The 15079-nt window shown below is 66.6% G+C and carries 10 protein-coding genes; 7 read left to right on the forward strand and 3 right to left on the reverse strand.

Annotated elements, in window-relative coordinates; all coding sequences use genetic code 11:
- Positions 1-76: 76 nt before the first annotated feature.
- From C563_RS0114825 to C563_RS22625, 3 genes are all read right to left on the reverse strand, one after another.
- Complete coding sequence (locus C563_RS0114825; RefSeq protein WP_026264892.1) at positions 77-2764, reverse strand: helix-turn-helix transcriptional regulator; 2688 nt, start codon at positions 2762-2764, stop codon at positions 77-79.
- Positions 2765-3067: 303 nt separating this feature from the next.
- Complete coding sequence (locus C563_RS0114830) at positions 3068-5308, reverse strand: PKD domain-containing protein (protein WP_155845193.1); 2241 nt, start codon at positions 5306-5308, stop codon at positions 3068-3070.
- Between the two features lie 287 nt (positions 5309-5595).
- Positions 5596-5736 (reverse strand): hypothetical protein, encoded by a 141-nt coding sequence (locus C563_RS22625; protein ID WP_196803359.1) that lies wholly within the window; start codon positions 5734-5736, stop codon positions 5596-5598.
- Between the two features lie 6 nt (positions 5737-5742).
- Between C563_RS22625 and C563_RS0114835 the strand changes: the two genes are divergently transcribed.
- From C563_RS0114835 to C563_RS0114865, 7 genes are all read left to right on the forward strand, one after another.
- The gene (locus C563_RS0114835; RefSeq protein WP_231369907.1) at positions 5743-6609 is read left to right on the forward strand and encodes a glycosyltransferase family 2 protein; all 867 of its coding nucleotides are present in this window, start codon (positions 5743-5745) and stop codon (positions 6607-6609) included.
- A gap of 4 nt (positions 6610-6613) precedes the next feature.
- Complete coding sequence (locus C563_RS21425; protein WP_018762858.1) at positions 6614-7606, forward strand: glycosyltransferase; 993 nt, start codon at positions 6614-6616, stop codon at positions 7604-7606.
- Complete coding sequence (locus C563_RS0114845; RefSeq protein ID WP_018762859.1) at positions 7603-8898, forward strand: glycosyltransferase family 2 protein; 1296 nt, start codon at positions 7603-7605, stop codon at positions 8896-8898. Before C563_RS21425 ends, C563_RS0114845 begins: the two co-directional genes overlap by 4 nt.
- Positions 8899-8972: 74 nt before the next feature.
- Positions 8973-11186 (forward strand): hypothetical protein, encoded by a 2214-nt coding sequence (locus tag C563_RS22630; RefSeq protein WP_026264895.1) that lies wholly within the window; start codon positions 8973-8975, stop codon positions 11184-11186.
- Positions 11167-11997 (forward strand): glycoside hydrolase family 16 protein, encoded by an 831-nt coding sequence (locus C563_RS21430; RefSeq protein ID WP_165837987.1) that lies wholly within the window; start codon positions 11167-11169, stop codon positions 11995-11997. The genes C563_RS22630 and C563_RS21430 overlap by 20 nt, the downstream gene beginning before the upstream one ends.
- A 66-nt stretch (positions 11998-12063) precedes the next feature.
- Complete coding sequence (locus C563_RS0114860; protein ID WP_018762861.1) at positions 12064-14010, forward strand: hypothetical protein; 1947 nt, start codon at positions 12064-12066, stop codon at positions 14008-14010.
- Positions 14007-15014, forward strand: coding sequence for an aminoglycoside phosphotransferase family protein (locus tag C563_RS0114865; protein WP_018762862.1), 1008 nt, complete (start codon positions 14007-14009; stop codon positions 15012-15014). The genes C563_RS0114860 and C563_RS0114865 overlap by 4 nt, the downstream gene beginning before the upstream one ends.
- Positions 15015-15079 lie beyond the last annotated feature (65 nt).

Below are 15079 nucleotides of genomic sequence, written 5' to 3' on the forward strand. Positions count from 1 at the left end.
AGGCCGGCGCGGCCTTTGTGGGTCTTGCGAGGGAAGGCTGTGGAAACTGCGGGTACCGCAACTGAAGAAATTTCGCCTACAAAACGGGCAACACGTAGGGTTCCCTGGCGGCCGGTCCCTTGTCCGCCGCGAGGGCGGTGAGCTGGGCCCGGGACTCGACACCAAGCTTTCGGTAGATGGCAGTCAGGCGCACTTCCACAGTGCGCACAGAGACATACAGCGTGGCCGCAATTTCCTTGTTCCGCATGCCGCGGGCCACCATTTTGGCCAATGAGCGCTCATGGTCTGCGAGCATCAGCAAGGCCGGGTTGCCCTGCTGCCGGACCGGTTCCACGCGTTCGTCCAGGAGCAGGGCATCCACGTGCTGGGTCCAGGCGTCCGCTCCTGCCTCGTCGAACATCACCTTTGCCCGGAGCAGGGCGTCCCGTGCGTCGCGCAGCTTGCCAAAGGCGTGGAGCCGCTCCGCGTAGCACATCAGTGTCCTGGCGTGCTCCAGCATGTGCCCGTTCCGGCCCTGGAGGGCCTGGGAGAAGAGCTGCAGCGATTGTTCGCCGTCGGCCAGCATGGCGCGGCTCCGGGTTACGACCATCATCAGCCAGGGGGAACGCAACCCTGCGGAACGGCCCTCGAGGCGCATTAGCGCCTGGGTGGCCTCATGGTGCCGGCCAAGGCGGATGAGCACCTCCACCAGATCGGCTTCGCACCGCAGGAGGGTGGGGTTGCCGAACCCCATGCCGATCTCGACGGCCCGCGACAACTGGGCAACGGACTCCGCCAGGTCACCGCGCAGCAAGGCAAAATGCCCTTGGCATGCGGCGAGCTGGGCAGTAAGGGCCGGGTGGCTGTCCGTGCCCGCATAACGGTGGGCCTCGACGGCGTGCGCCTGGGCACGTGCGGCATCACCCGTGGCGTAGGCGCGCCAGACCCGGAAGTAGTGCCGTACCCCTCGGTGGTATTTGATCTCCGGTTCGGTGCGGTCCAGGTCGTCGATCAGCGTGACTGCGGCGCGGACGTTCCCCGCCCTGATTTCGTTGTCGACTGCCATCAGGGCTGCGGTTTCGCGCCAGTTGACGTGGCCGGGTTCCGCCGAGCCCCGGAGCATGGCAAAAGCTTCCTGGGCGCTTTCATAGTGCTCGGCGTAGGTCAGTGCCCGGCCTTGGACCAGGAGCCCGGCAACCCGCGCGGTGCCGGATTGCTCGTACTTGGAGGCAAGGTTCGCGGTATTGCCGCTGATGGATTCCACGAGGGTTGCGGCCCGGCCGGCAATAGCCAGGCACTGTGCGGAAGCGGAGCCTTTGAAGCCGCTGCCGCACCGGAGGAGTTCGGCCGCGTCCTTCAACTCCCACCGCTCGGCGTAGTAGAGGGCTCCGATGGCCAGCAGGCTCGCCGCGTAGGCGGGATCGTGCTGGCCGAACTCTTTCACGAGGCGCAGCACCATGCTGGAGCGCACGGCGGCGCCCTGGGCGAACTGGATCTCGAAGGACAGGCCGGTAAGCCGCAGGATCAGCGCCGGGTTCCGGGTCACCCGCTGCGCCCATTCCAGGTAGCGCCGGGCATAGACAAATTCACCCCGGTTGAACAGGAGTTCCGCCAGCGTGGTGAGCCGTGCCGCCGTTTCGGCCTCCCAGGGATTGATGGTCAGTGCCCGTTCGATGTACTCCACTGCGAAAACCACCTCGCCGCCGCGGATCAGGTCGACGGCGTGCCGGAGCAGCTGGAATGGGGTTTTGCGTTCCAGTGCGGTGAAACTCAGGTGCCACCTGCGGGCGTAGGGGTCGGTGTTGTTGGCTGCTTCCGCCAGGGCGCGGTGGTTGGCAGTGCGCACCGCAGGGGTCATGGCGTTGAAGACGGCTCCCCTGAGCAATTGGTCGCTAATCCCGAGGTGCGGCCCGGTGCGCTTGACCAGGCCGGCGCTGAGGAGCTCGTCCACGCTGGTCCACACGTCGTGGTCGATCTTTTCGATCGTGGAAATATCGCTGCGGTAGGACAGCGCCAGCAGGTCCAGGACGCCGCGGGCGCCGGGGGTCAGCGCACCCACCGCTGACGCGTACTCGGCGTCAAAGCTTCCCACCGATGCGAGCGGGACGGGCAGGGCGTACTTTCCTTCAGCGTGCCTGTCCATGAGCTGCTTGTAGAGTTCGACGGCGGCAAGTGGGTTGCCGCGGGTGGCTGCGGCCACCGCATGGGCGGCCGCCGTCGTGGTCCGCTTCGTGGGGATGCTTTCGAGCACCCGCACGGTGTCGCTGTACGTGAGCGGGCCAAGCTGCAGCACGGGCAGGCCGCTGAAAGGGCCTTCGGGCAGGTCCGCCCGCAGTCCGAAGACCAGGACGACGTCGGTGCCGGCGAGGCGGCGGGCGAGGAACCCGAGGACTTCCTGGCTGCTGTGGTCCAGCTGGTCGGCGTTGTCGATCACGATTACGGTCCGGGACGACGAACGCTGGTGCAGGCCGTTCAGGAGCATGCCGGACACGGCGGGAACGTTCAGGTCTCCGGCGGTGTCGCGGAGAAGATCGTCGGCGATCCGGTTGAGGACCGGATCGTCCATATTGTTCAGGAGCGCCGTCAGTCCGGACAGCGGCCAGTCCGATTCGGCGGCGCTGGCAGCCATGAAGACGGTCCGGTAGTCGGACAAGGTGGGAATTTCTGCAAGCAGGGCTGATTTTCCCGTGCCCCTGTTGCCGGCTATCGCCAAGGCAGCTTCCTTGGGTCCGCGGACGACGGACAGGATTCGGTCCAGTTCTTTGTTCCGGCCCACAAGCGGCATGGCGTTCCCCATTCGTCGAAGAAGGAGACCGCATTCTTGCACTGCCAATTTAAGGTTGATTCACGCGCCCCAGCGCGGGTTCATCCGGTATGAGTGAATATAGCCCCGGAATGAACTATTCCACCACAGCGTTACCGCTGGATTTCATCAAGATTTGGCACGGAAAATACTCAAGAATGCGTCAGTATGTATTTGGTGCGAAATTTACTTCGCAATTTTTTGTATTTCGCCAAACGGCAAGGAGCGGCCCCGGGGCCTGTATGGATCCCCGGAACCGCTTCCCTTATCGCTCGTCGGGTATGCCTAGGCGGCCGGCTTAAGCGCCGTTCGCCAGGCAACGATCGCGCGGGCGGCACTCAACGTCCAGGTGGCTGTTCCGCTGGCCCCCGCCGTCGCCTGCGGTTTGTCCGCCTGCTCGGCAACCTGGCCGGCCGCGGCCTCCCAGCGTTCGGTCCAGCCCGATGGCGCGGTGACCACCGGAGCGCTGCAGTCGCAACCCACTCCGCCGATCAGCATGGCGCCGTTGGTGGCCGTGGTGATGCTGCCCACCGTGATGCTGGTGGCGGAGTAGCTGGTGTCAGCCGCCGTCACCACCGGGCTGTCCAGCGGCGCGGTGTTGTTGACTCCACGGTATGCCGTGATGCCGCCACCCCATTTTGCCGCTGAACTGAGGGTCCAGTTATAGGTGGCCGGGTCGGCGGTGCCCACCACTTTGTAGAAGGCGTAAGCCCGTGCTCCGGAGGTGGAGGAACTGTTGATGGACTGCCCGTTGACGATCGCGGTCCAGCCGGCAGGCGCCGTCAGGCCGGGATTGAGGTCCACGGTGATGGCGGCAACCAGGACGTCACCGGCGGAAGTACCGGCGGGAACTGCCAGCGAAGCCGTGGTCACGGCGGTGCCCGAGTTCGCTGTGTTGGCGTTCACCACCGTGATCCCGCCGGATGTCGGCGGTGGTGGTGTGCTGGTGACGCTGATAGTGGCCGTCGCGGAGGACGAACCCGTGCTGTTGGTGGCCGTGAGCTTGGCGGTGTAGGTGCCGGCCGCCGCGTAGGAATGGGCGGGATTCTGGATTGTTGCCGTGCCGCCGTCGCCAAAGTCCCACGCCCAGGACGTGGGCGTATTCGTGGACGTGTCCGTGAAGGTGACGTTCAGCGGCGCCGTGCCCGTGGTGGGGTTGGCGGTGAACGATGCCACCGGCGCCTGCCCTGCCGGCGGCGGAGTGCCGCCCAAGGGCCGGTCGGAGAACCAGTAGCGCTTGGCCACGTTGTCGCTGGCCATGACCACCAGCCCGGTGGTGTTGTTCACGCTCTGCTTGCTGGTGGTGACGTCATTGATGTTCGACGACGACGCAGCCTGCATGATCGGTGTGCCGCGCCCCGATCCAAAGACAGGATTGTCCATGGAGGCGGTCTTCTCGTAGATGCTGCCGGCGACGCCGGAGAACGCGCAGCCGGACACCGACGTGGGCGGTGCCGTGTGGAATGCCCGCACCAGGTTGTTCTGGGTGTCCAGCACGATCTGTGGGCGGGAGACGCAGTCGCCGGTGGTGGCAATGGTGGACTGGGTGAAGGCGCCGGTGCCCGGCTTGAAGACCAACAGGACCAGCTGCGGAAGTGTCTTGTTGGAGGACGTGTCATTGAGGCTCGTCTTCACTGCGGCGAACACCCGGCCCGAGGTGTCTGCCTGCAGGGTCTTGAGGTTCAGGTGGTCATCGGCCTGACCGTTGCCCCTGATTGCCGGCTGGAGTTTCCAGTTGGAGTTGGCGGGCTTTCCGTCGGCGTGCGTGGCCCACCACATCGTGTCGGTCCGCTGGTCGCTCCACATGACGCCGATCTGGCCGCCGCCGAATGCCACCACGGCCGAAATGTCATCGGGCGCCGGGTTGGGGCTGGCCACCGGGAGGACGAACGGGGTACCCCACGTTGCGCCGTTGTTGCTGGAGTAGTTCACGTAGACGGTGTTGGTGAAGCCGGACGTCGAGTTCCCGCCCACCTGCGTCCACGTCGCCCAGATTCCGCCGATGGAGTCCGCATCGATCGTCATGGATTCACTTGAATTGTTGGTGATCGTGGTGGGAAAACCGCTGTCCAGCGTGTACTTGCCGCCTGAATAGCTGTACCGGTAAAGCTTTGCCGGCTGGCCGGAAAGTGATGGCTTGGGAGTGCCGTCGGTGCTGACGGTCACCACATGCGAGGCGATGAACAGATGGGTGCCGTCCCAGAACGTATCCGCGAGGGTGCTGCCCCGGGTGTCGTTCACGACTCCGGAATCCACCCAGCTGTTGGAGGTCCGGTCCAGCCGGTAGATACTCCATCCGGTGCCGGTCTTCCACATGTCCGCCCACCAGGATCCGTCGTTCCACCACAACTTGCTCTGTGGTTTGTCCGATGTGGGCGGGTTCGCCACCCCGGAGTAGGCCATGCCTTGGGTGCCGTAAACGGTGTCGGCCACAGCGGCACCGGGTACGCCGAGGATGGAAGCTGCGAGAACGAGTGCGACGACGAGGGCCTGGCCCATCCGATGGGGGAAGTGTCTGAGCTTCATAAGGGAACTCCTGGGGCATGAGGAAAAGTTCAGGGGACGTATGCCCGTTGGCCCAGAAACAAAGAGCTCAAGCCCCCAAGTACCGAGAAGCGTAAGCCTGAACGCCGCCGTGGGCAATGTAGGTGGCTTACCTAAATGGGGGTTTTTGCACTCCCCCTACCTAATGGTTTCGGGCGCGCAGTAATCCCCTATACCTAATCGGAACGGCAAACACCGAGCCCTCTACTTGCCTAACAGGGGGTAAACCCCGGGTAAAAAGTGAGTACCTACTACTCGTGATACCCGGATTAGGTAGGGGGTAGTCTGCCGGGAACGGCCAGAGGATTGGCGATGGGTTGCTGGGGGATCAGCGACCAGACCATGACCGGATCAAGCGTATGTGCCGCGGCGAAACCGCCGGCGGCATTGTCCAGAATCCGAACTGTCATGAAGTGGTGAGGCAATTGTCGATTTCGCCCCAACTGCCGGCTTTGTTTTCCCAGCCGGGACTCTTATTTCCACAAGCTTCAATCAGCGTTGTTATTCCCACGTTGAACGAGGAAAAGAACCTTCCCTGGGTTCTGCGCCGGATGCCCTCTTACGTCGATGAAGTGGTGATCGTGGACGGGCGTTCGCAGGACAACACCGTCGAAGTGGCCAAGGCGCTTCGCTCGGACGTCGTGGTGGTCAACGAACCCCGGAAAGGAAAGGGCGTGGCCCTTCGTTCCGGCTTCGCGGCCGCCAGCGGGGACATCATTGTGATGCTGGATGCCGATGGCAGCATGGATCCGCAGGAGATCGGGTGGTTCGTGGCGCCCCTCCAGCACGACTTCGATTTCGTCAAGGGATCCCGGCACGTCACCGGCGGCGGGTCCGAAGACCTGACCCGGCTGCGGAAGGCCGGCAACCGGGCACTGACGGGACTTGCGAACGCTGTCCTGCACAGCAACTATTCGGACCTCTGCTACGGCTACATCGCTTTCCGGCGCGAATGCCTGGAGGTGCTGGAGCTTGAGTCCGACGGTTTCGAAATCGAAACCGAACTCATCGTCCGGGCCGCCAAGGCGGGACTGCGGATCGCCGAGGTCCCCAGCCTGGAGCTGGACAGGATCTCCGGCGCCTCCAACCTGCAGACGTTCCGCGACGGGTGGCGCGTGCTGCACACCCTGGCCCGGGAATGCGCCGTGTGGGAGGCTCCCACAGCCGGAGCACGCCCCGAGGCCCTCCGCCGCGTGAAGTACACCTACTCCAACGTCCGCTTCCCGCGCCTGCCCGTGGACCCGCACAGCGTCCTTACTCCGGCGGTGAGCCACCATGCTTGATCGCATGAAACCCCTTTCCGTGACGGTGGTGATCTGCGCGTACACGTCGGCGCGGTGGGGGATGTTGCTCGATGTCATCGAGTCGGTGCGCCAGCAAACCCTGGCCCCGGACCAGGTGCTGGTGGTGGTTGACCATAACGAGGACCTGTACGAGAGGCTGGTCGAGATCGTCGACGACGTCACCGTGGTGGAGAGCACCGGGCAGGCCGGTCTGTCCGGGGCACGCAATACCGGCGTCGGGCTCGCTGAGTCGGACATTGTCGCCTTCCTTGACGACGATGCCGAGGCAGCGCCGGACTGGCTCGAGCGCCTGGTGGCGCTGTACGACGATCCGGACGTTTTGGCCGTGGGCGGCAAGGTGGTCCCGCTGTGGGAGGCCGGCCGGCCGGGCTATTTCGCGGAGGAACTTGATTGGATCGTGGGCTGCAGTCACCGGGGCATGCCGCGGGTGGCCTCCGAAGTCCGCAACGTCATCGGTGCCAACATGTCCTTCCGGCTCGAGGTCCTGCGCCAAGTAGGCGGATTCAACCTCTCGCTGGGACGCAAGGGCACCTTGCCGCTGGGCTGTGAGGAGACCGAAATCTGCATCCGCTCCCAGATGGGGTCGCCCGGCTCGCGCATCGTGTACGAACCGGCGGCGCTGGTCCACCACCACGTCCCCGCCTCCCGCGGAACGTTGCGGTACATGATGTCCCGCTCCTGGTCCGAAGGGCTCTCCAAAGCCCAGGTCAGCCAGTTGGTGGGCCACAAACGGGCCCTCGGGCCCGAGCGCCGGTACGTGCGCAGCGTCCTTCCGCGGGCGGTGTTCACCGGGCTGCGTTCCTGGGGCCGCGACGGCAGCGCCGACGGGCTGGGCCGTGCGGGGGCCGTGATTGCGGTGCTTGCCTGCACTGCGGCCGGGTACTTCCAAGGGCGCCGCCTCCAACACTGGACGGGCCCCGATGAGGCGGACGACGCCCTGGTTCCGGCCGGCGGTCAGTGGAGGGAAGTGCAATGAGCGAGGGCGCCAGCCGTGTGCTTGAGGGGCTTCAGGGCGAAGCACTGATCCTGGTGCCCGCCATGGAGTCCGTGTTGCCTCCGGTCTGGCCGGGGGCCCGGTGGATCGGGTCAGTGGACCTGGAGGATCTTGCGGATTGCTCGCACTTTGAACTGGAGAACCATGCCGGATACGAACGGGCACGGCTGTTGGTGCGCGCGTCGGGGGTCGTGCGGGGATTCGTCGACGTGCCGTCGCCGTCGGGAATCGTGGATCGGGTTGTATTCGAGGACGCCTTGGCGGCCTTGCCACGTGTCACTTCATTCCCGCCGGCAGTGACGGCCCCGCACATCACAGTAGTGGTGTGCACCAGGGACCGCACGCCGCAGCTGCGGGCGGCGCTGATGACCATCCTTGCGCTCGACTATCCCCGCTTCGACGTGGTGGTGGTTGACAACGCACCGGCGACGCACGACACGGAGGAACTGGTGCGCCGGGACTTCAGGGACAAGCGCGTGCGCCTGGTCACCGAACCCGCTCCCGGCCTGTCCAACGCCAGGAACACCGGCCTGGAACACGCCAGGGGAAGCCTGGTGGCGTTCACGGACGACGACGTGGTTGTCGACAGGTCCTGGTTGTGGGAGATTGCCGCTGCGTTCGAAGCCGCTCCCGAGGCGGCCTGCGTCACCGGCCTGGTCCCGGCAGGGGAGCTCAGGACCCCCACCCAGGGCTACTTCGATGCGAAGGTGAGCTGGTCGCGGAGCCTGGTGCCGCGGGTCTATTCCCTGGCAGACCCGCCCGAGGGGCTGCCGAAGTTCCCGTTCAGCCCGGGGGCTTTCGGGACCGGAGCGAACTTCGCCCTGAAGCGCCACGCCGCCCTCACCCTCGGCGGATTCGACCCGGCCTTGGGCGTGGGCACCCCCACGGGCGGCGGCGAGGATATCGACATGTTCACCCGGGTCATCCTGGCCGGATATGCCCTGGTGGTCCAGCCGGCAGCGATCGTGTGGCACCGCCACCGGGACGGACTCGAAGACCTCCGGGTGCAGGCCCGCGGGTACGGCACCGGGCTGGGCGCATGGATGACGAAAGTGATGATGGACCCGCACACCGCCAGGCTGGCGCTGGCCAGGAGCTGGGGCGTGGGGATGGAATACCTGGCCCACCAGCACCCTGCCCGGCCGGCTCTCCAAGGTCCACCAGCCCACGGTTCCCTCGAAGCCCAGGTGGCCAGGCTCGCCTGGCTGCAGATGTTGGCCGTGGCCGTGGGCCCCTACAAGTACCTGCAGTCCCGCCGGACAGCCGGCAGTTAGCAAACACAGTCCACCCAGTGCTGGTGCGTAGAAACCCTCCGCCAGTGGCAAGCCAACCCAGGAGTTGAAACAGTATGGCGCTTCTTATCAGGGGTGACGTCTCCGGTCCCATGAACTCCCGCACGTCGCGCCGGCGCAGGCCCGGATACGCCGATTACGCCCTGGCCTTGTTGAGCACCGTGACGGCGGCCCTGATCCTGTTCGACATCGGGGGTGAGACCTTCGCCGGCGCCAAACTCCTGGCTTGCCTGGTCCTGCCCGGCTGGGCGCTGGTGCGGTGGCTCCCCAGTGTGGACCCGGCAGCCCGCCTGGTATTCACGGTCGTTGCCGGCGCTACGGCCTTCGCCCTGACCGCCGCGGCCATGGGTTGGCTGCAACTCTGGAATCCCAGGCCCGCCGCCGTCGGGATCATGCTGGCAGCCGCCGTCGCCCTCCTGGTTCCCGGCCCGGAACGGATCCGGGCTGCCTCCTCCCCGCTGCCCCGCCCGCAACCCGGCACCTATGCGCCCTGGCTGGTCCTGGTGGCCGCCATGGGCATGTGGGTGGCCTCCCTTGCCGCGACTAACCCCCGCCTGGGTGACTTAGGGCTCCTGACTGCCTTCCCGGTGACCTGGTACGCCGCGCTGGCGCTGGTCGTGGCCCTGTGCATCTGGAGCATCTCGCGGCAGCGGCTGCATTCAGGCTGGCTCGCGGGAGCCTCCCTGACCGGGCTGGTGGTGATGTTGTACTCCTCTGCCGGGCTGCTGACCGCCGTCCCGCGGCTGCCGTGGACGTACAAACACATTGCCGTCACGGACCTGATCCAGACCACCGGGCATTTCGATCCCAGCATCGATATCTACAACCGCTGGCCCGGGTTTTTCCTCTTCAGCGCCTTCCTCGGCGAATCCAGCGGATACCAGGACCCCATGGCGTACGCAGGCTGGGCTGAACCTGTGTTCGCGCTCATGAGTGTTGCGCTGGTGCTCGCAATCGCGCGGGCCCTGACCCGGAACCCGCGGATCTACTGGACCGCCGCCCTGGTGTTCACCCTCACCAACTGGCTGAACCAGAACTACTACTCTCCGCAGGCCTTTGCCTACACCCTGCACCTGACGATGTGCCTGGTGATCCTGACGTTCCTGCGCGGCACACCAGCCGGCTGGGTACTCAAGCTGGAGCGCCGGGTGGCGGCCAGGTTCTCCAAGTCCGGGGCCAAGGTGGAGGAACCCCCAACGTACAGCGGCCGGCAGCAGGCGCTGGCTATCGTTGCGGTCCTTGTCCTGCAGGCAATGATCGTGATGAGCCACCAGCTGACTCCCTACCTGGCCATCCTGGGGCTCTTCCCCCTGTTCCTGACCCGCTACTTCAAGCCCGCCTGGGTTGCACCGGCACTTCTGCTGATGGCTTTGCTCTACCTTCTGCCCAACGTCGATTTCGTGGCCGGCAAGTACGGCCTTTTGAGCGGTTTCGATTTCTTCGCCAACGCCGGGTACAAGGCGTCCAACGGAAGTCCCGGGCCATCCCTCCTCTCCGGTCGGTGGCTGGCCCGCGAGGCGCTCGCCCTGTCCTTGTTCACCGCACTGCTGGCCGGTCTTGGATTCATCCGCAACATCCGCCTGGGCAACATCCGCACCACCCTGATCGTGGGGACGCTGGCTGCGACGCCGATCCTTGGGCTTTTCGGCACCTCCTATGGCGGCGAAGGCAGGCTCCGCGTGTTCATGTTTGCCCTTCCGTGGCTGGCCATCGGCGCGGCGTGGTTCCTCTGGGCCGGCAAGGTGCCCACCAGGAGGACAGTGGTAGGGGCAGCGTCGGCGGTCACGGTCCTGGCGGTCATGTTCACCGCGGTGTATTTCCAGAACGAGGCCAACGTCCGGGTGCCCGCGGCGGATGTTTCGGCCAGCCGCTGGCTCGATTCGAACGTCCGGAAGGGCGATGCGGTGGTGGAAACCAACTACCACCTGCCGCTCCTGATTGGCCCGCACTATTCCTTCTACCTCCGCACCGGCCAGTTGGTTTCGGTTGCCTCCAAGCTCCACAGTTCCACCCAGCCCTTCACCGGGGACGACATGGTGGCCTATGTGGACAAGACCCGGGCCGGAGCGAACCTGCGGGCCTCGGACCGGCTGTTCGTTGTGGTCTCCGACCTCCAGCAGCGGACCTCGACCGGTGTCCTGCGGCAGTTCTCCAAGGATGCCATGGTCCCGTTGGAGCACGACCTGGACGTATCCAAGGCCGCACAGGTTGTCTTTGAGAACAAGTCGGTGCGTATCTATGAGGTTTCCCGTGCTGACTGGGGCAACTAGCGGCCGGGTGTACCAACTGTCGCTGGTCACGGTGACGTCCCTTTCCCTGGTGGGGGCGGCCCTGCTGGCCCTGCATGCCGATTCATCGCAGGTCAACGGGGCGCCCCGCGGGGACCTGCCCTCCTGGCGCCAGACCATGGTCCAGGACTTCAACGTCGCTGCGGCACCAGGGGCCGTGGGCGGCGTCTACGGCCAGGACATGCGCGGCTACGACGGACTGTCCGATTCCTCAGGGTTCGGAACGTACACCCCTGACCAGGTCTTGTCGGTCCACGACGGCTACCTCGATTTCCACCTCCACTATTCGAACAACCGGCCGCGGGTGGCCAGCGTCATCCCCTTTGGGTACTCGGGCCAGACTTACGGAAGGTATTCCGTCCGGTTCAGGTACGACTCCATTCCGGGCTACAAGGTGGCATTCCTCCTCTGGCCGGCCAGCGACGACTGGAACGAGGGAGAGATCGACTGGCCGGAGGGCGCCCTGGACGGGTCCCTCTACGGAAACTCCGCGATCAAGGGAACCCGGACGCCGACCGGCATGCAGTTCGACCCCGGTGACAGGCGCTATTCGGCGGCCCGGCCGGGGCAGTGGCACGTTGCCACCATCGAATGGCGTCCCGGCCTGGTCCAGTGGTTCCTTGACGGGAAGCTCGTGGACCAGACCACCAAGCCGGCGGGGGTGCCGGACACCCCCATGCGCTGGACGCTCCAGGTGGAAACGGCCGACGACGCCTCCAGTACCTTCCCCGCCCCCGGCACTGCCGGACACCTCCAGGTCGATTGGGTGGTGCAGTATGCCTACACACCCTAGGCCCCCCGAACACCTTTGCCCCGTACCCCCGGAGTTGGCTCCGGCAACCGATTGGAGGGTGGCGCCGTGGACGTCCTGAACAACCTGCCGGCCGGTGGTGCCGCGACGGAAATCCTGCGTGTCCATCCCCGGCTGGCCGCGGTCTTCGATGCCCTCGATGCGTGCAGCTGGCCGTGGCTGCTGCTCCGCGGCGGGGATGACCTCGCCCTGCCGGCCGGCGACGTGGACATTCTTGTGGACAAAGGCGTCCTGCCCGTGCTGGATGGAGTGCTGGCTGCCGCGGGGTTCTGCCGGGTCCGGGCGCCGGGCCACGGCAGCCACAGGTTCTACTTCCACTATGCGGTGGATGACGGAGCCTGGATCAAGCTCGATGTCGTCTCCGACCTCGCCTTCGGGCCCTACCAGCAGTGGCGTACCCCGTGGGCGGCCCGCTGCCTGCGCCGAAGGGTGCGCCGCGGAACGCACTGGATGCCGGACCCTGCCGACCAGGCATGGCTGCTCCTGCTCCACCTGTTCATGGACAAGGGCAGCATTTCCCCGGAGCGGCACCCGTTGGCGCGTGCCGCAGCAAGGACAGCGGCCGACGGCGGGCGCATCGCGGAGTCGGTCAGGCGCCGGGTGGGTGCCGGGCTGGTGGCCGAGATGGTGGAATCGGTCCTGGACGGACGGTTCGACGACGTTCCCGGGACGGCGGCCCGCATGCGTGCCGCTTGGCGCGGCGGCTTGAGCCCGCGCCTGATTGCGGGAGCCAACAGGGTGCTGAGGCATGCCGGGGCCCAAGTCCGCGGGCACACTCCGCTGCTGGGCGTCATGGCACCGGACGGAGCCGGGAAGACCACGTTGCTCAACGGCCTGCACGCCGACGTTCCGCTGCCTACCAAGTACGTTTACATGGGCCTGTGGGGAGCCGGCCCCTGGGACAAGGTCCTAGGCCGGATCCCCGGCGGACGGACCGGGAAGAAGATCTACCGGCTGGTGCGCGGCGGAGTACTGGCCAGGTTCTACCGCCGCATGGGCAAGGTAGTGCTGATGGACCGCGTAGCGTACGACGCGCTGCTGGGCGGCTCCGGCGGCGGACCCCTGGCCGGGATGAGCAACGCACTCGCGCTGGCGGTAATCCCGGCCCCGGACGTCCTCCTCGTGCTGGATGTACCCGGCCCCGTGATGTTTGAGCGAAAAGGCGAACACAGCCCGGAGCTGCTGGAATCCTGGCGGCAGGACTACCTGAAGCTGGCCGGGCGCCTCCCCGGCGGCCGGGTGGTCGATGCGGCGCAGCCGGCGGCGGCCGTCCAGCGGGTGGCCACCGGCATTGTCTGGGAGACGTTGTCCCGCCCTGCCGGCACCCGACCGGCCACCCGACGTCGCAATCCCGGTAACGGCAGGAGTCCTGCTGCGCAGGAAAGTGTGGCCCCGGTGGCCCCGGCGGCTCCTGGCGCCGGCGCGGCAGAGGCCCTGGCCCTGCACCTCTGGCGCCTCCTGGACTGGCGATTCCTGATTCCGGTCCTGCAGCCCCGCAACCTTGGTTTCGCCGGACAGGTGAGCCAGGAAACGGAGGCGGCGCTGCGGCTCTTGGACCCGGAGGCCGTCCGCCTGGCCGGCCCGGCCGGCGCGTCATGCGACGTGGTGCTGCTGGCATCTCCGGGCCGCGGACACGTGGAAGCCGCCGGCCTGGCGCTGGAACCCGGGGGATGGATTTGCGTGGAAGCCAGCCGTTCGTTGCTCCAGCGCTCCGGCCCCCGGACGCTCCGGGGATGGAAGCGGACACTGGAGCGCCGCGGATACCAGGACGTCACCCTCTACTGGAATGCCCCCAACCGTGACCGCACCGCCAGGCTGGTTCCGGTCCGGTCGGGCGTGGCCATCCGTGACACCTTGGCGCTGCGGAAGGATGTGCGGTTTGGAGCGCTCAAAGCTGCCGCGGCCCACCTGGCCCTGGCACTTCACGTCTTCGACCTCATGGTTCCGGAGGGCACCGTCACGGGCAGGCGTCCGGAAGGGGGAGGCCGGCCATGAGCTTCGTCGACCAGTTCCTCCGGGAGCACTTCGAGGAATTCGCCCTTGACCGCTACGGCCTTGGCAGCGGGTGGGAAACGCTGCTGCTGACCCCGCGCTTCACCACCTCCCGGCACGTGGTGGCCCTGGTTTTTCCGGCCCGTGGAAGCGAACCCGCCCTGGTGGTGAAGATCCCGCGCCAGCCCGGAGACAGCAGCGGAGTCAGGCGTGAGGCCGCCATGCTGGACCAGCTCTCAGCCGCCGTCGACAGCCCGGGTGTTCCACGCCTGGTGGGAATCCGCGACGAGGGACCGTACACGGTCCTGGTCGAGACGGCATTGACGGGTATTCCCCTGGATCCGCGGAAGGTGGCCGCGGACCTCCCGGCTGCCGTCGCGGCCGGGACGGGCTTTGTGGGGTCCCTGCCCTGCACCCATGCTGCAACGGACAACCCTGACTGGTACCAGCGCGCCGTCACCGCCCCGCTGGCGGCCCTGGAGCGGCTGGCCGGACCGGACGCCCAAACCGGCCAGCTGGTTGAGCGTACCCACGAACTCCTCGAACCCCTGCGTGCCGCCCGGCTCCCGGCCGTCATTGAGCACGGCGACCTGAGCCACCCCAACCTGCTGGTCAAGCCCGGCAGTGGCCTGCAGGTCATGGACTGGGAACGCTCCCTGACCGACGGCGTCCCCGGCCACGACCTGGTGTTCTACCTCCAGTACCTCAGTGAGTCCAGCGAGCAGGCGTTCGCCCGGGACGCCCAGGTCGCAGCCTTCGACAAGGCATTTGGCCCCGGGGGTTGGGCGCTGGACCCGCTTTCGCGCCACCTTGGCACGCGGGGAGTGGAGGCCTCGCTGCTGCCGCTGCTGGTGATCACCACCTGGGCGCGGTCCACGGCAACGCTCGCCGACCGCCTGGCACAGGAAACGGAAGCCGATCCGTCGCAGGGCAGGGACAAGGTTCGTGCCGCACTCCAGGCGGACCGGGACTACTGGCTGTGGCGCCACGCCGTCACAGCCGCCTAGGAAACGGCGCCGCCCGGGACACGCCGGCCTTTCGGCGGCGCCCGGGAAACGACAGCGGCCCTTGG

It is taken from the genome of Arthrobacter sp. 135MFCol5.1 (genome assembly GCF_000374865.1).
Lineage (GTDB): Bacteria > Actinomycetota > Actinomycetes > Actinomycetales > Micrococcaceae > Arthrobacter.

Coding starts and splice junctions, on each gene's coding strand:
- C563_RS21425 (WP_018762858.1), top strand. CDS start 6,614: ATGAAACCCCTTTCCGTGACGGTGGTGATCTGCGCGTACACGTCGGCG.
- C563_RS22625 (WP_196803359.1), bottom strand. CDS start 5,736: ATGACAGTTCGGATTCTGGACAATGCCGCCGGCGGTTTCGCCGCGGCA.
- C563_RS0114865 (WP_018762862.1), top strand. CDS start 14,007: ATGAGCTTCGTCGACCAGTTCCTCCGGGAGCACTTCGAGGAATTCGCC.
- C563_RS0114830 (WP_155845193.1), bottom strand. CDS start 5,308: ATGAAGCTCAGACACTTCCCCCATCGGATGGGCCAGGCCCTCGTCGTC.
- C563_RS0114825 (WP_026264892.1), bottom strand. CDS start 2,764: ATGCCGCTTGTGGGCCGGAACAAAGAACTGGACCGAATCCTGTCCGTC.
- C563_RS22630 (WP_026264895.1), top strand. CDS start 8,973: ATGGCGCTTCTTATCAGGGGTGACGTCTCCGGTCCCATGAACTCCCGC.
- C563_RS0114845 (WP_018762859.1), top strand. CDS start 7,603: ATGAGCGAGGGCGCCAGCCGTGTGCTTGAGGGGCTTCAGGGCGAAGCA.